This is a genomic window from Achromobacter xylosoxidans, assembly GCF_002192695.1.
GTDB classification, from domain to species: domain Bacteria; phylum Pseudomonadota; class Gammaproteobacteria; order Burkholderiales; family Burkholderiaceae_B; genus Achromobacter; species Achromobacter xylosoxidans_C.
The window spans coordinates 35,966-51,948 of record NZ_MTLG01000063.1; the positions used below are offsets into that span (position 1 = coordinate 35,966).

Sequence of the window (15,983 nt, forward strand, 5' to 3'; positions counted from 1 at the left end):
ATCCTTATGCCGGAAGTGACAAGCATGCCCGCCCGCCTCCTTTTGCCCGACCCCGCCCGCAGTATCAATCCCCAGGACTACCAGCACCGGCCGCGCGCCGTGACGGCCATGGCCAAGGAATTCCTGCCAGGGACCCGCACGGGCACCCACTCGCACCCGCGCGCGCAACTGGTCTACGCGGTCGAAGGCGTCATGCGCGTCACCACGCCCAGCGGCTTCTGGGCCCTGCCGCCGCTGCGCGCGCTGTGGGTGCCTGCCGGCGTGCCGCATGGCGTGGACATGGTGGGCGCGGTGTCCATGCGCTCGCTCTACCTCGACGCCGAGACCGCCCGCGACTACTGGCCGCAATGCCAGGTGGTCGAGGTCAGCGGCCTGCTGCGCGAGCTGATCCTGGCGCTGACCGCCGAGCCCATCGACTATCCGCTGGACGGCCGCGCCGGGCAGGTCGCCGCCCTGCTGCTTTCCGAGCTGGCCTCCGCCCGCGTCGCGCCGCTGCAGATCCCCTGGCCGCGCGACCGCCGCCTGCAGACCATCTGCGCGGCCATCCTGGACGATCCCGGACTGCAGCGCGGCATCGAAGACTGGGGCGACGCAGTCGGCGCCAGCGCGCGCACGCTGATCCGCCTGTTCCAGGCGGAGCTGGGGCTGAACTACCGGCAGTGGGTGCAGCAGGTCCGGCTGGCCGAGGCGGTGTGCAGGCTGTCGCAGGGCGTGCCGGTCGCGCGCATCGCCGCCGACCTGGGCTACCGCAGCGCCAGCGCCTTCTCGGCCATGTTCCACCGCGCCCTGGGCGCGCCGCCCCAGGGCTACCTGAAGAACAGCTGACTGAAGCACGGCTGACGCCTGCAACCGGACTTGCCGTTTGTCACGGCCCGCAATACATTTCAGGGCGTCCCCGCGCCGCCGCGCCGCAACAAAGCCGCGCCCAGCGTATGCTAGACCCCGTCCCTGTATTTCCCCGGCGTCCGCGCTAACTCCGCCCCCCGGGCAAGTTTGGTTACCGAAACCTTATTGCTCCGTGCGCGGTCTATAGCGTTCTGCCCTAGAATCGCCTGCAATGAGCACCCCCCAGCAATCCTCCGCCACCCCGGGCGGCAAACCGGGCCTCCCCTGGAAACGCATCCTCGTCAAGGCGGGCGTAGCCGCCGGCGGCGCCGCCGTGTGCGGCGGCATCGCGCTCGGCCTGGCGCTGGCCCTGGCCTGGCCCAGCCTGCCGGACCTGCACGCCATGACGGACTACCGTCCGCGGGTGCCGCTGCGCATCTATACGGCGGATAAGGTGCTGATCGGCGAATACGGCGAAGAGCACCGCAACGTGCTGCGCTTTGACGAGATCCCGCCCGTGATGCGCCAGGCGGTGCTGGCGGCCGAGGACGACCGCTTCTACAGCCACGGCGGCGTCGACTGGATGGGCGTGGCGCGCGCGGTGCTGACCAACCTCGTCAAAGGCTCCAAAAGCCAGGGCGGCAGCACCATCACGATGCAGGTCGCGCGCAACTTCTACCTGTCGTCGGAAAAGACCTACTCGCGCAAGTTCTATGAACTGCTGCTGACGTTCAAGATCGAATCCGAGCTCTCCAAGGACCAGATCCTCGAGCTCTACATGAACCAGATCTACCTGGGCCACCGCGCCTATGGTTTCGCCGCCGCCTCGCGCACCTATCTGGGCAAGCCCTTGTCCGAGGTCACGCCGGCCGAGGCCGCCATGCTCGCCGGCATCCCCAAGGCCCCGTCGCGCTTCAACCCCATCACCAATTTCCCGCGCGCCGAGATCCGCCAGCACTACGTGCTGGGCCGCATGAAGACGCTGGGCTATCTCACGCCCGAACAGGCCGACGAAGCGCTCAAGCAGCGCCTGACCATCCGCGGCGCGGACGGCGCCAGCGCGCGCGGCTTCGCGATCCACGGCGACTACCCGGCCGAGCTGGCGCGCCAGCTGATGTACGGCGTGTTCCAGGAACAGACCTACACCAAGGGCATCGACGTCTACACCACCATCGATTCCAAGGACCAGGAAGCCGCCTACCGCGCCGTGCGCGACGGCGTGATGGACTACACCCGCCGCGCCGTGTATCCCGGCCCGGAAGACCAGATCGACCTGCCGGACGGCGTCGAACAGGATCCGGGCGCGCTGGACGAAATCCTGGATGGCGTGCAGGAAAAAACGCCGGACAGCGAAGACCTGCTGACCGCCGTGGTGCTGGCCGCCAGCCCTACCGAAGTGACGCTGGCGCGCAGCGCGCGCGACATCATCACCATCAGCGACAAGAAGGCGCTGGCAGTGGTGGCGCGCGCGCTCAACCCCAAGGCCAGCGACAGCCAGCGCCTGCGCCGCGGCTCGGTCGTCTACATCCACAAGAACGGCGACGGCTGGGAAATCATCAACATGCCGACCCTGCAGGCGGCGCTGGTGTCGATGGTGCCGCAGGACGGCGCCATCCGCGCCATGATCGGCGGCTTCGACTACAACCGCGGCGGCTTCAACCGCGTGACGCAGGCCTGGCGCCAGCCCGGCTCCAACATCAAGCCCTTCGTCTACGCGGCGGCGCTGGAACGCGGCCTGACCCCGGCCACGCAGATCTCCGACCAGCCCTTCATGCTGACCGCGGAGCAGACCGGCTCCAAGGCCTGGCAGCCCAAGAACGACGGCAACAAGTATGAGCCCATGCTGACCCTGCGCCAGGGCCTCATGCGTTCCAAGAACATGGTGTCGATTCGCATCCTGCAGGCGATCTCGCCGCAGTATGCGCAGGACTACCTGACGCGCTTCGGCTTCGACAAGTCGCGCTGGCCGGCGGTGCTGCCGCTGGCGCTGGGCGCCGGCGGCGCCACGCCGCTGCAGGTGGTCAACGGCTACAGCGTGTTCGCCAACGGCGGCTACCGCGTCACCCCTTATCTGGTGGACCGCGTCACCGACCGTTCGGGCAACGTGCTGATGCAGGCGCAGCCGGTCGTCGCCGGCGACGAACAGGCCCGCGCCATCGATCCCCGCACCGCCTGGGTCATGGACGATATCCTGCGCGGCGTCACCGTCAGCGGCACCGCCGCGCGCGCGCATCAGGTGCTCAAGCGCAACGACGTCGGCGGCAAGACCGGCACCACCAACGAGGCCGTGGACGTCTGGTTCTCGGGTTTCACGCCCAACCTGGCCACCACGGTCTGGATGGGCTTTGACCAGCCCAAGTCGCTGGGCACCAACGAATTCGGCAGCGGCCTGGCCCTGACGACCTGGCTGGACTACATGCAGCCGGCCTTGAAGGGCGTGCCCGAAGCCAAGCCCGCGCCGCGGCCGGACGGCCTGCTCGTGGACAACGGCGAATACTATTTCTCGGAATTCCCGCCGGGCCAGGCCGTGGCTTCGCTAGACCTGTCCTCGGGCGACGCGCTGACCGATTTCCTGAACAACAACCGTTCGACGGACGGCGTGGACACCTCGGTCAAGCCCTTGCCGCCCGGCGGCGCGATGCCGCAGGGCGCCCCTGCCCAGCCGCCGGTGGCACTGCCCGTTCCCGTGGCGCCCGCGGGTGGCGCGCCGGCGGGCAATGCGCCCGTCATCCCACCCATCCCCGTGCCGCGCGTGGACGCCGACACGCCCGCCCGCGCCAGCGCCGTCAGCGGCGCCGGACCGGTGGCCGCCCGGCCGCTATAGAGGGCACGCCCGGCGCCAGCCGCCGGGCATCCAAGCGGCTATTCCTGCTCCGCGAGTTCGGTCACGGCCTCGCGCGGCCAGGCCCGCAGGGATTCCAGGTCCAGGAAGGTGAAGTAGCCGGATTTCCAGCCCTCGGTATCGATGTGGTAGACGTTGCCCAGGACCAGCGGCGCCGGGACCGGCGTATGCCCGGCCACCACCGCCCTCACCCCGCGGATGCCGGTGCGGTCCATCTGCCGCAGGCGGTCGCGCGACCATTGGCAGGCGGCGCTGGTGCGCCGGTAGCGGTCCTGCAAGGCGGATTCCAGCCGCGGCCAGAACAGCACCGGGCAGTCCGCATGCAGCAACCCCACCGCGCCGTCCAGGGTTTCGACCTCGATGGCGATGGGCAGTTGCGCGAAAGCCTCGGCGAAAACCTCCTGGCGCTCCGATGGCAGGTCCAGGAACCAGCCGCCGCCGTAGCCGCGCCAGTTGTCCACGTCCACCTGCCCGGTGCGCACGTGGCGGATCGCGTAGTCCTCGTGGTTGCCTTGCACCGCGTAGAACCACGGCCGCGCCAGCCACTCCAGCGCAGCCTCGCTTTCCGGGCCCCGGTCCACCAGGTCTCCCACGGAAAACAGGCGGTCCCGAGACGGATCGAAGCCCAGCTGGTCCAGGCTTTCCTGCAGGCGGGAAAAATGTCCATGCAGATCGCCCACCGCGAAATCGCGGCCTAGCTCGTTGCGCGGGACTTTGAGAAAACGCTGCTCCATGATGATCCGGGACTACCGCTGGGTTGATGCTTGATCCCTCTTTTTAACCCGCTTTCGCGCCGCCCCGCCTGCCCACCCTTGCCCCGCCGTGGTCAAAATTTGGTTACGAGAATCAATACTATTCGCGATAATATCTAGTTTTCCCCAACCCGCGCCTGCAAGGGCCCCGCCCTCCCCATGACCGCCGCGTCCACCATCAAAACCTGGTATCTGGTCCATAAATGGACCAGCCTGGTCTGCACCATTTTCCTGCTCGTCATCTGTCTTACCGGTTTGCCGCTGGTGTTCCACCACGAGATCGAACACTGGCTCGACGATGCCAAGCCGCTATCGGACGTGCCCGCCTCGACTCCGCGCGCCAACCTGGACAAGCTGGTCGACAGCGCCCGCGCCATGTATCCGGGCGAAGTCGTCGACTACCTGTTCCTCGACCCGGACGAGCCGCAAGTCTATGTGGGCATGGCGAAAACGCCCGGCGACGGCCAGGTGTCGGGCCACGCCGTGCGCATGGACGCGCGCACCGGCGACGTGCTGCTGGACGGCCCGCTCTACACCCAGGACAAGTTTTCCTTCATGGGCATCATGCTGGCGCTGCACGTGGACCTGTTCGCGGGCCTGCCCGGCGAGCTGTTCCTGGGCTTCATGGGACTGCTGTTCTGCGTGGCCATCGTGTCCGGCGTGGTGCTCTACGGGCCCTTCATGAAGAAGCTGGAGTTCGGCACGGTGCGCGCCACCCGTTCCACCCGCCTGAAGTGGCTGGACCTGCACAATCTGCTGGGCATCGTGACGCTGGTCTGGGCCTTCGTGGTGGGCCTGACCGGCGTGATCAACGAACTCTCCACCCCGCTGTTCCGCCTGTGGCAGTCCACTGAACTGGTGCGCATCCTGGAGCCCTACAAGGGCCAGAACGTGCCCACCGAGCTGGCCTCGGCCCAGGGCGCCGCCGACACGGCCAGAAAGGCCCTGCCCGGCAACGAGGTGTCCTTCATCGCCTTCCCCGGCAACGCCTTCGGCAGCCCCCACCACTACATCACCTGGATGCGCGGCGACACGCCGCTCACCTCCAAGCTGAACACGCCCGTGCTGGTGGACGGCAAGACCGGCGAGCTGACCACCGTGGCCAAGATGCCCTGGTACCTGACCGCGCTGGAACTGTCGCGGCCGCTGCATTTCGGCGACTACGGCGGCATGCCGCTGAAGATCATCTGGGCGCTGCTGGACGTCATCACCATCGTCGTGCTGGTCAGCGGCCTCTATCTCTGGCTGGCCCGCCGCCGCGCCACCGAGGCGCGCATCGCCGAACTCGTGCGCAAGCACCAGGCCGCCGCCATTCCGAAAAGGACTCCCGCATGAGCAAGACGTCCCGAGGTTTCATGTTTGTCTGGGGCGTCCCGATCCTGCTGGGCGTGCTCAGCGTGTTCGGCCTCCTGGCCGCGCTGCTGGGCACGGGGGGCTGGCACTGGGCGTCCTGGATCTCCCTGGCCATCCTGCTGGCGGTCATCGCGCGTTACTGGGTGTTCCCGCTGCAGCGTTAGGCGCGAGCGCCTTGCCCCGTGCCGGCGCCCGGCATTACTTGCCGAAGGTCTCCGGGTCCGGCCCCAGGCGCGCGCCTTCCTTGATGCCGTCGATGGCGGCCATGTCGGCCGCCGACAGCTCGAAGTCGAAGACGTCGATGTTCTCGCGGATGCGGGCCGGCGTCACCGACTTCGGGATCACGATCAGATCGTTCTGCAAGTGCCAGCGCAGCGTCACCTGGGCGGGCGACTTGCCGTGCTTCCTGGCCAGATCCAGGATGACCTTGTCCTTGGCCACGCCGCCCTGGGCCAAGGGGCTCCAGGACTCCGTCGCGATGCCGTGCTTGGCATGGAAGGCCCGCAGCGCCTGCTGGGTGAAGCCGGGATGCAGCTCGACCTGGTTCACCGCCGGCGTCACGCCGAACGCGTCGAGCAACCGCTCCAGGTTGGCCTGGGTAAAGTTGGACACGCCGATCGAGCGCGCGCGGCCGTCTTCCTTCATTTCCGTCATGGCCTTCCAGGCATCCACGAACTTCGTGCTGCCGGCCACGGGCCAGTGGATCAGGTACAGGTCGACGTAGGCCAGGCCCAGCTTTTCGAGGCTCTCGTCCATGGCCTTATGGGCCTCGTCGTAGCCGTGCCTGTCGTTCCAGAGCTTGGTGGTGATGTACAGGTCCTTGCGCGCCACGCCCGCCGCGCGCAAACCCGCGCCCACGCCCGCCTCGTTGCCATAGATGGCCGCGGTGTCCACCGAGCGGTAGCCCGCCGCCAGCGCCTCTTTCACGCTTGCGGCCGCCTGATCGTTCGGCACCTGCCAGACGCCCAGGCCCAGCTGGGGAATCTTGCCGCCGTCGTTCAATTTCATTGCCGGTACTTTCGCCATAAGACCCTCCGTAGCTTGCGACGCGACGTCCGCGCGGCGAATATGCGCCGGGTCGCGCAACCAAGGGGCAGCCAGGCTTCATCCTTGGTTGAGACAGTAAAGAACGGGCCCGCCAGGCTGCGCCCGAGTCACCATGCCGGATTGAAAACCCCCGGGAGAGGTCTACACATCCCAGGGGTCGTGAGGCCGATAATACCCCCAGACCCGCAAATTCCCTGAATCTCCCCCGGCAAAGCAGGCGTTTGCGCCCCTGGGCGCGGCCCGGCGGCAGAAATTCCGCCCGTGGCCGATAATGCGCTTCCGACGGCCTGCCGGCCCATGCATCCCCCCTGACCATGAACGCTCCTGACACGCGGCCCGAACGCCGCGGCGGCTTTTCCACCCTGCGCACCCTCTTTCCCTATCTCTGGCCGCCCGGCGAGACGGGTTTGAAAATTCGGGTGGTCGCGGCCCTGCTGTGCCTGTTCACGGCCAAGGTGGCCACGGTCTATGTCCCCCTGTTGTACAAGCACGCCATCGACGAGCTGGGCCAGGGCGCCCCAGGCGCCGTTACCGTGCCGCTGGGCCTGATCCTGGCCTATGGCACGGCCCGGGTGCTGTCCCTGCTGTTCTCGGAGCTGCGCGACGCCATCTTCGCGCGGGTCGGACAGCACGCCATCCGCGCGGTCGGCCTGCAGGTCTTTCGCCATCTGCACGCGCTGGCGCTGCGCTTTCACCTGACGCGCCAGACCGGCGGCCTGAACCGCGCCATCGAGCGCGGCACCAAGGGCATCCAGACCCTGCTGTCGTTCCTGCTCTTCAGCATCCTGCCGACCTTCTTCGAAATCGGGCTGGTCTGCGTGGTGCTGTGGAAGATGTTCGACATCTGGCTGGCGCTGGCCACCGGCGCCACCGTCACGCTGTACATGGCGTACACGCTGCTCGTCACCGAATGGCGCGCCAAGTTCCGCCGCCAGATGAACGAAACCGATTCCGAGGCCAACACCAAGGCCATCGAGAGCCTGCTGAACTACGAAACGGTCAAATACTTCGGCAACGAGGAGCACGAGGCGCGCCGCTACGACGCATCGCTCACCCGCTATGAACGCGCCGCCGTGCGCAGCCAGGTCAGTCTGTCCATCCTCAACATCGGCCAGGCCGCCATCATCTCGGTGGGCCTGACCCTGGTCATGTGGATGGCCGCCACCGGCATCGCCGAGGGCCGCTACACGCTGGGCGATTTCGTGCTGGTCAACACCTACCTGCTGCAGCTGTACCAGCCGCTGAGCTTCTTCGGCTTCGTCTACCGCGAAATCAAGCAGGCCATCATCGACATGGAGCGCATGTTCGAGCTGCTGGGACAGGACCGCGAAGTGGCCGACAGCCCCGATGCCCAGCCGCTGCGCGTGGCGGGCGGCGCGGTGGAGTTCCGCGACGTGCATTTCGGCTACGACGCGCGCCGCCCCATCCTGAAAGGCGTCAGCTTCACCATTGCCGCCGGCAAGACCGTGGCCGTGGTCGGCACATCGGGCGCGGGGAAATCGACCATCGCGCGCCTGCTGTTCCGCTTCTATGACGCCGACGGCGGCGCGATCCTGATCGACGGCCAGGACGTGCGCAACGTGACGCAAGCCAGCCTGCGCGCCGCGATCGGCGTCGTGCCGCAGGACACCGTGCTGTTCAACGACACCATCCTCTACAACATCGGCTACGGCCGCCCCGGCGCCAGCGAGGACGAAATCCAGGCGGCCGCGCGCCTGGCGCACATCCACGACCTGATCATGGCCATGCCGGACGGCTACCAGACCATGGTGGGCGAACGCGGACTGAAGCTGTCGGGCGGCGAAAAGCAGCGCGTGGCGATCGCCCGGACCATCCTGAAGAACCCGCCCATCTTCCTGTTCGACGAAGCCACCAGCGCGCTGGACACGCACACGGAACGCGAAATCCAGGCCAATCTGCGCGAAGTCAGCCAGGGCCGCAGCACGCTCATCATCGCCCACCGCCTGTCCACCGTGGCGGACGCCGACGAGATCATCGTGCTGGCCGAGGGCCGCATCGTCGAGCGCGGCCGCCATGCGCAGTTGCTGGCGCTGGGCGGCCTCTACGCCAGCATGTGGGCGCGCCAGCAGGAAAGCGCCCCGGCCGCCGCAACGGATTGACAAGCCGTCCGCCCTGTCCGAACATCGCACCCTTTGATTTCCAGGCTCGCCATGCAGGATTCACCCTCCGCCCCCGCCGTCCGCGTCTGCGCCGCCTCCGACCTCGTCAACGGCGGCCTGGGCGTGAAGATTCCCGTGTCGGATGCCGCAGGCCGCACCACGGCCTTCTTCGTGCGCTACCAGGACCGCGTGCACGGTTATCTCAACCGCTGCGCCCACGTGGGCGTGGAACTGGATTGGGAAGGCAGTTTCTTCACCCGCGCCGGCGACCTGATCATGTGCGCGCGCCACGGCGCCACCTACCAGCCCGACACCGGGCTGTGCGTGGGCGGCCCCTGTAAAAACGGCCGCCTGACCGTGCTGGCCGTCGAGGAACGCGACGGCGCGGTCTACTGGCAGCCGGCCGGCAAGATCCGTCCTTTGGACGACGCGCCCGCCCAGGGCTGACCGCTCAGGCAAGAACCTTGCGCGGACCTCAGGCCCGCGCCACCGCGGCCTCGGCCGGCGCCTGGCGTTCCGCGTAGCGGCGCGCCAGCACCGCGCAGACCATCAGCTGCATCTGGTGGAAGATCATCAGCGGCAACACCACCACGCCCATCTGCGAGGTGCCGAACAGCACCGTGGCCAGCGGAATGCCCGAGGCCAGCGACTTCTTCGAGCCGCAGAACACCAGCGTGATCTCGTTCTCCTTGGACAAGCCCAGCTTGCGGCTGCCCCAGGTCGTGACCAGCAGCACCGTCCCCAGCAGCAAGGCGTTGACCAGCACCATGGAGGCCAGGTCGATGGGCGGGAATGCGTGCCAGATGCCCTGCGCCACCGCCTCGCTGAACGCCGTGTAGACGGCCAGCAGGATGGAGCTGCGGTCCACTTTCGACAGCGTGCGGTTGTTGCGCTGGGCCCAGGCGCCGATCCAGGGCCGCAACAGGCTGCCCACCGCGAACGGCAGCAGCAGCTGCAGCAGGATGCGGCCGGCGTCGGCCAGTCCATGCCCGCCGCCCTGGCGGTGCAGCAGCACCGCCACCAGCAGCGGCGTCAGCACCGTGCCCAGCAGGTTCGACGCGGTGGCCGCGCAGATCGCGCCCGGCACATTGCCGCGCGCCATGGAGGTGAAGGCGATCGACGACTGCACGGTGGAAGACAGGGTGCAGACGAACAGCACGCCCAACCACAGCGACGGCGTCAACAGGTTGGGAAACAGCGCCCGCAAGCCCAGCCCCAGCGCCGGAAACAGCAGGAAGGTGCAGGCCAGGATCAGCGCGTGCAGGCGCACGTCCTTCACGCCGGCCACGATGGCGTCGGTGGACAACCGGGCGCCGTGCAGGAAGAACAGCAGCGAAATGGCGATGTTGCTGGCCACGGTCATGAACGCCGCGCCCTTGCCCACGGCCGGGAAAAAGCTGGCGAAGACCACCGTGGCAATCAGGATGAGCGTGAATTGGTCGGGCAGGAAGCGGCGCATGGCAGAGATTTCCGTGGGGATTGCGGAAACTATAGGCACGGCGCTTGCCATCGTGAAGCCCACTAGGTACTTTAACTGTCATCGGACTTCCCTATGACCAGGACGCCATGCTCAATCCCCTGTGGCTCAAGACCTTCGCCGCGGCCGCCGCCGCGCCCAGCTTCACCGAAACCGCCCGGCGCCTGGGCCTGACCCAGCCCACGGTCAGCGAACACATCCGTCAGCTGGAACAGGGCCTGAACCGGCGCCTGTTCCAGCGCGACACGCACTCGCTCGCGCTTACCAGCGATGGCCGCAGCCTGCTGGTGCATGCGCAGATCATCCTGGACGCGCACGAGCGGGCCGAGCGCCTGTTCGACGCGCCGCGCCTGCGCGGCCGCGTGCGCCTGGGCACCTCGGACGACCTGGCGATGGGTCCCCTGCCCGACGTGCTGGCCGCCTTCCGGCTGGCCCACCCCGAGGTGGAACTGGACCTGACCATCGGCGTCACCAGCGAGCTCTACAAGCTGCTGGACGACAACGGCCTGGACGTCATGATAGGCAAGCGCCGCAAGGGCGACCGCCGCGGCCAGACCCTGCACAAAGAAGCCCTGCTGTGGCGGGCCAAGGAAGGCCTGCGCGTGGCGCCAGGCGAACCGCTGCCGCTGATCCTGCTGCGCGAACCCAGCGTAACCCGCAGCCTGGCGCTGGACGCGCTGGCCCGCGCCGGCCGCAGCTGGCAGATCGTATGCACCAGCACCAGCTATGCGGGCTGCCAGGCGGCCGCCCGCGCCGGCCTGGGCATCACGGTGCAGCCTTCGCATCTGTCCACGCTAGGCCTGGCGGCCCCGGCGGGCGCCGCGCAGCTGCCCGCCCTGCCGCAGGTGGAATTCATCGTGATCTCGGCGCCCGCGCCCAATAAGCCCACGCGGGCGCTGACCGAGATCCTGATGCGCAGCACGCTGACCTGAGGCCCCTCCTTACTGCGCCGCCGGGCGGGTGTGCTGCACGCGGCCTTCCAGCGGCTGCGGCTGCTTGAGCAGATTCAGGATCGGGCACCATTGCTCCACCGCCTCATGCACGGCGCGCACCGCGCTCTCGTCGGCCGGCGACACGATGTGCGCGGTATAGCGGATGTTGTGCGGAAAGAACGGCACCTGCTCATAACCCGGCTTGCCGCCGCGCGGGTCCAGGTCGCCTTCGATCTCCACCTGCAACGACTCCAGCGGCAACTCGAGTTCGGCCGCCTTGATCAGGAAGATGTGCGTCAGGCAACTGCCCAGCGAGCCCAGCAGCAGCTCGGGCGAACTCGGCCCCAGGTCGTAGCCCGCGAAATCGGCGGGACTGTCGCTGACCACCTGGTGATCGCGGATCCGGATGCGGCGCACGCCGCTGCGGCCTTCAGCGCTGACCTGCGCGCGCAATTTCACCGGCGTCACGGCGTGCGGATCGCGCGCGTTGCGCGCCAGCACGGCCTCGCGTTTCTGGCCCAGGTATTCGTTCAACGTACTCATGTTGCAGACCTCGCTTGGGTGGATATGTGCTTGAACAAGCGCCGCAGTCAATGTTCGCGGCGCATATCCGGAATGGCGATGGGCGCACGATCCATCGCCTGCAATAGTTGGCCCAGGCCGCGCGCCGTCGTGCCCTCCATCCGCCCTCCCGGGCCGCAGACATCGTCCGCGCTGGTCCAGGCCGGAGCCGCGCCCGGCAGGCGGCGCGCGCGCAGCCAGCCCTGGCGGTCGACCATGAACTGCGCGCCGGCCAGCTCGTCTGGCGGCACGCCGGCTGCCAGCGCGTAGGCGTTCCAGGCCTCTTCGCCTGCCGCCACGCAATCCGCGTAGACGCCCTGCCCGCCGCCTCGCGTCAGCGCCACGGTGAGCAAGCGCGGATCCTGCGGTTCCTCGGACGCCCCCGGCGCATGCGCCGTCACGCGCAGGGGCAGTCCGCGCAAGCCGCTCAGCAGCGTCGCCCGCCCGTCGCGGCAATCCAGATCGACCACGGGCGCGGCGACTGCCGGCATGCCCTTGCCGCCCTCTGCTCCATAGGCACGCAGACGCAGATAGTCCAGTACCTGCCATATCTCATCGGCGCTCAGCGTGGAACCGAACGCCGGCATCGCGGGCTTGGCCGCCGGTTCCTGGCCGCCATGCGCGATGCGCCAGTGCAGCTCGCCTTCGAGCCTGTTCTGGAACAGCGCCGGTCCCAGCACGCTGGGCCACACCGGCAGGCTGGCCGCAAGCTCGCCCCGCCCATCGGCCGCGGCGCCATGGCATGCGGCGCAATGCGCCTGGTACAGCCGTCCGCCCTGCAGCAGATTGGCATCGGAAAATGGCAGGGGCGAGCGCTGGTAGGAAGAACTGTGCGCCTCGGTCAGCAGCATCCGCGGGCTCGGCCAGTCGGTCAGCAGCGCCAGCGCGGCGGCGGCGCTCAGCCATGCCAGCCGCCGGCGCTTGGCGTACAGCGCGCCGCACAGCAGCGCCAGCGCCGCCGCCGACTGCGCCAACGCCAGCCACAGCTGGCGCCAGGTATGCGGACTGACGGGCAGGTCCGGGTCGTAGCGCCACGCGAATGGCCAATACGCCAGCGTCGGCGCCTGGCCCAACCACCGCCAGACCGTGGCGGCCAGGGTCAGCGCCAACGCGGCGAAGCCGAGCGCCAGCAGCGCCGCCGCGCGCCGCCGGGTCCACCGCGCCGCGCCAGCGGCAGCCGCCGGCCGGCGTTGCGCGATGCTCACCACGTCGCGTCCAGCCCCAGCAAGGCCAGCGCGCGATGGCGCAACGCCGCCAGGCGCGGATCCCCCCGATGCCTGGGGTACGGCAGGTCGTTGACGATCTCGTCCTTGATCCGCGCCGGCCGCTCGCTCAGTACCACGATGCGCGTGGCCATGAACAGCGCTTCCTCCACATCATGCGTGACCAGCAAGGCCGTGTAGCCTTCGCGTTGCCACAAGTCCACCAGTTCGGACTGCATGGCGATGCGGGTCAGCGAATCCAGCTTGCCCAGCGGCTCGTCCAGGATCAGGATGCGCGGATCGTTGACCAGCGCCCGCGCCAGCGCGGCGCGCTGCGCCATGCCGCCGGACAGCTGATGCGGATAGGCCTGGCCGAACGCCTTCAGTCCCACGCGCTGCAAGGCCTCGTCCACCCGGCTGCGCTGCGTCTTCAACAGGCCGCGCGCCTGCAGCCCCAGGGCCACGTTGTCCCAGACCGTGCGCCAGGGATACAGCGTGGGGTCCTGGAACACCACGATGCGTGTAGGCGCGGGCCCCGTGATCGGCTCGCCATCCGCCAGCAGGCCGCCTTCGGCCGGCGGCTCCAGGCCCGCCACCAGGCGCAATAGCGTCGACTTGCCGCAGCCGCTGGGCCCCAGCAGGGCCACGAACTCGCCCGGCTTCACGTCCAGGTCTATGCCGTCCAGCACCGGCAGCTGCGCGCCGTCCAGGTCGAAGTGATGGTTCACGCCGCGCACGGCCAGCGCGGCGCCGGCCGCATCCCGCTTTTCAGGCTCCGCTGCCGCTACCATTTCACGACTCCCTTCTGCCAGGCCAGAAGGCGGTCGCGCCCCAGGAACAGCAAGGTGATGAGGCCCGAGAACACCAGCGCCATCACAATCAGCGCGCCGTACATATTGGCGTAGGACGCCCAGCCCTGGGCCCATGACAGGTACCAGCCCAGCCCGGACTTCACACCCATCATCTCGGCCGCCACCAGCACCGAGAACGACGCGCCCAGACCCATGAACAAGCCCACGAAGACCTGCGGCAAGGCCGCCGGGATCGCCACGCGCAGCACCAGGAACCACTCATTGGCGCCCATGGTCCGCGCCACGTCGTAGTAGGCCCGGTTCACGCCCGCCACGCCCGACCACGTCAGCACCGTGACCGGAAACCAGGTGGCCAGCGCGATCAGGAAGACCGCTGCCGACCAGCTCGACGGAAAGAAGAAGAACGCCATCGGCAGCAAGGCCGTGGACGGCACCGGCCCCAGGAAGCGCAGCACCGGATGCACCCAGTAGCCCAGGCCGCGTGACCAGCCTATGGCGACCCCAGTCAGAAAGCCGGCCGCCGCGCCCAGCAGAAAGCCATTGGCCAGCAGCCACAGCGAATTCACCAGGCTGTCGGCCAGCCGCTTGTAGTCGGAGGCGTAGACCTCGATCAGCGACTGCGGCGGCGCGAAGAACGGACTGGGCAGAAGCGCCAACTTGGCCGTCACGATTTCCCAGGCGCCCACCGCCAGGGCCAAAACCACCAGCCAGGGACCCGCGCGATGCAAGGCGCGCACCGCACGCAACTGACCCGCCCCCGGCGCCGCCACCAACAGCAGCAACACCGCCAGCGTCAACGCCGCCGCGCCGAATTCGCGCGTGTAGCCCCAGGACGAGAAGCCCACCTCCACGTTCGGCCACGCCAGCGTCACGCCGCCCACGCCCGCCCACAGCGCGGCGGCGGCGATACCGGTCTTCCACAGGCGCCAGTCGCGCGCGGGCGGATTCGCGCCCGCGGCCGGGGCATGCAATACGTCAGCCGAGGACATTGGGCACCACCACTTGCGCGTATTTGTTGACGTCCAGGCCCGCGCTCAGCACCTTGATCGTCTTCAGATCCTTGGCATAGCCCACGATCTCTTCGCGCAACGCGGCGCCCGTCGTGGCATGGCCATGGCTATGGCTGCGCAGGATCGCGGCCACGCGTTCGGCCGGCACCTTGCCGGGCACATAGGGCGCGAAGATGCGCGCCGTCTCGTCCGGGTTGGAGGCCGTCCAGCGCTGCGCGTCGATCACCGCGCGCGCAATGGCTGCCGCGGCCTCGGGATCCTTGCGCACCAGGTCGCCGCGCAGGCCCAGCACGCAGCAGGTGCGGTTCTCATAGTCGCCCTCGATGTTGGTGGCGATCTCGCGCAGCTTGTTGTCTTCGCGCAGCGTGTAGATCAGCGGATCGTCGCCCGCGATGGCGTCGACCTCGCCCTTGCGCAGGACCTCGCCGAACAGGTCCTGGGGATACTGGCGCCAGTCCACCGATTCGGGATCGAGGCCCAGCTGCGCCACGCGTATCGCGAAGAAATTCTTCACCGGGCTGGCCTGGTCCGACACGGCCACGCGGCGGCCCTTCAGATCATTGACGCTCTTGATGGGCGAGTCTTGCGCCGTCAGCAAGCGCATGCAGCCGCCATGCGTGCCCACGGCCAGCTTGACGTCGAAGCCCTGTTCCAGCGGCTTCAGCCAGCGCAGCGCCATGCCGATGCCGCCATCGGCGTGGCCGGTGGCGATCGCCTCCAACAGCTGATTGGTGGATCCGCTGAAGTTGATGCGTTCGACCTTGAGGTTGTATTTGTCGAAGAAGCCGCGCTCCAGCGCCACGGACACGGGCGACTGGCAGACCGCGGTCTGGCTCCATGCGATCTTGAAAGTGCGCGGCGCGGCATTGGCGGCCAGCACGCGCGAACCCAGCATGCCCAGCGGCGCGGCAAGACCTGCGGCGCCTGCCGCGCGCAACAGCGCGCGGCGCGAAATTCCCCGCGTGGAAATGGCGCGGGAATGGACGTTCGTATTCATCAACCTTCCTTTTGAGCAGACTGTGAATGGCGATGATTGCCATGCGGCATCAT

Annotated in this window: 15 protein-coding genes; 7 read left to right on the plus strand and 8 right to left on the minus strand. The window is 68.4% G+C overall.

Going from position 1 to position 15,983, the window contains the following annotated elements; all coding sequences use genetic code 11:
* Positions 1-24: 24 nt before the first annotated feature.
* Complete coding sequence (locus tag BRO63_RS10680) at positions 25-825, plus strand: AraC family transcriptional regulator (RefSeq protein ID WP_088139805.1); 801 nt, start codon at positions 25-27, stop codon at positions 823-825.
* Between the two features lie 232 nt (positions 826-1,057).
* Positions 1,058-3,649 (plus strand): penicillin-binding protein 1A, encoded by a 2,592-nt coding sequence (locus tag BRO63_RS10685; RefSeq protein WP_088139773.1) that lies wholly within the window; start codon positions 1,058-1,060, stop codon positions 3,647-3,649.
* Positions 3,650-3,687: 38 nt separating this feature from the next.
* Here the strand turns inward: BRO63_RS10685 and BRO63_RS10690 are convergent, their stop codons facing one another.
* Positions 3,688-4,401, minus strand: coding sequence for a metallophosphoesterase (locus BRO63_RS10690; protein ID WP_088139774.1), 714 nt, complete (start codon positions 4,399-4,401; stop codon positions 3,688-3,690).
* A gap of 177 nt (positions 4,402-4,578) precedes the next feature.
* Here BRO63_RS10690 and BRO63_RS10695 point away from each other — a divergent pair, with 177 nt between their 5' ends.
* Complete coding sequence (locus BRO63_RS10695; RefSeq protein ID WP_088139775.1) at positions 4,579-5,754, plus strand: PepSY-associated TM helix domain-containing protein; 1,176 nt, start codon at positions 4,579-4,581, stop codon at positions 5,752-5,754.
* Positions 5,751-5,936, plus strand: a complete 186-nt coding sequence (locus BRO63_RS10700) for a hypothetical protein (protein WP_088139776.1) — start codon at positions 5,751-5,753, stop codon at positions 5,934-5,936. Before BRO63_RS10695 ends, BRO63_RS10700 begins: the two co-directional genes overlap by 4 nt.
* A 34-nt stretch (positions 5,937-5,970) precedes the next feature.
* Here BRO63_RS10700 and BRO63_RS10705 read toward each other — a convergent pair whose 3' ends face one another.
* On the minus strand, positions 5,971-6,798 hold the full coding sequence (locus BRO63_RS10705; protein WP_088139777.1) for an aldo/keto reductase: 828 nt from the start codon (positions 6,796-6,798) through the stop codon (positions 5,971-5,973).
* A 335-nt stretch (positions 6,799-7,133) separates the two neighbouring features.
* On the opposite strand from BRO63_RS10705, the gene BRO63_RS10710 reads away from it, so the two are divergent.
* Both BRO63_RS10710 and BRO63_RS10715 read left to right on the plus strand, forming a co-directional pair.
* Entirely contained in the window at positions 7,134-8,939 is a 1,806-nt protein-coding gene (locus BRO63_RS10710; protein ID WP_179215071.1) for an ABCB family ABC transporter ATP-binding protein/permease, read from the plus strand.
* 51 nt (positions 8,940-8,990) lie between these two features.
* Positions 8,991-9,386, plus strand: coding sequence for a Rieske (2Fe-2S) protein (locus BRO63_RS10715; RefSeq protein ID WP_088139778.1), 396 nt, complete (start codon positions 8,991-8,993; stop codon positions 9,384-9,386).
* 28 nt (positions 9,387-9,414) lie between these two features.
* Here BRO63_RS10715 and BRO63_RS10720 read toward each other — a convergent pair whose 3' ends face one another.
* On the minus strand, positions 9,415-10,398 hold the full coding sequence (locus tag BRO63_RS10720) for a bile acid:sodium symporter family protein (protein WP_088139779.1): 984 nt from the start codon (positions 10,396-10,398) through the stop codon (positions 9,415-9,417).
* Positions 10,399-10,505: 107 nt separating this feature from the next.
* On the opposite strand from BRO63_RS10720, the gene BRO63_RS10725 reads away from it, so the two are divergent.
* Entirely contained in the window at positions 10,506-11,348 is an 843-nt protein-coding gene (locus BRO63_RS10725; RefSeq protein WP_088139780.1) for a LysR family transcriptional regulator, read from the plus strand.
* A 9-nt stretch (positions 11,349-11,357) separates the two neighbouring features.
* Here the strand turns inward: BRO63_RS10725 and BRO63_RS10730 are convergent, their stop codons facing one another.
* The 5 genes from BRO63_RS10730 to BRO63_RS10750 are packed head-to-tail and all read right to left on the minus strand — an operon-like array spanning position 11,358 to position 15,930.
* Positions 11,358-11,891, minus strand: a complete 534-nt coding sequence (locus BRO63_RS10730; RefSeq protein ID WP_088139781.1) for an OsmC family protein — start codon at positions 11,889-11,891, stop codon at positions 11,358-11,360.
* Positions 11,892-11,938: 47 nt separating this feature from the next.
* Positions 11,939-13,114, minus strand: a complete 1,176-nt coding sequence (locus BRO63_RS10735; RefSeq protein ID WP_256943281.1) for a c-type cytochrome — start codon at positions 13,112-13,114, stop codon at positions 11,939-11,941.
* Positions 13,111-13,902 carry an ABC transporter ATP-binding protein gene (locus BRO63_RS10740; protein WP_088139782.1) on the minus strand — a complete coding sequence of 264 codons (792 nt, stop codon included), beginning with the start codon at positions 13,900-13,902 and terminating at the stop codon, positions 13,111-13,113. The genes BRO63_RS10735 and BRO63_RS10740 overlap by 4 nt, the downstream gene beginning before the upstream one ends.
* Positions 13,896-14,912, minus strand: coding sequence for an ABC transporter permease (locus BRO63_RS10745; RefSeq protein WP_088139783.1), 1,017 nt, complete (start codon positions 14,910-14,912; stop codon positions 13,896-13,898). The genes BRO63_RS10740 and BRO63_RS10745 overlap by 7 nt, the downstream gene beginning before the upstream one ends.
* Positions 14,899-15,930 (minus strand): ABC transporter substrate-binding protein, encoded by a 1,032-nt coding sequence (locus BRO63_RS10750; protein ID WP_088139784.1) that lies wholly within the window; start codon positions 15,928-15,930, stop codon positions 14,899-14,901. The genes BRO63_RS10745 and BRO63_RS10750 overlap by 14 nt, the downstream gene beginning before the upstream one ends.
* Between the last annotated feature and the right edge of the window lie 53 nt (positions 15,931-15,983).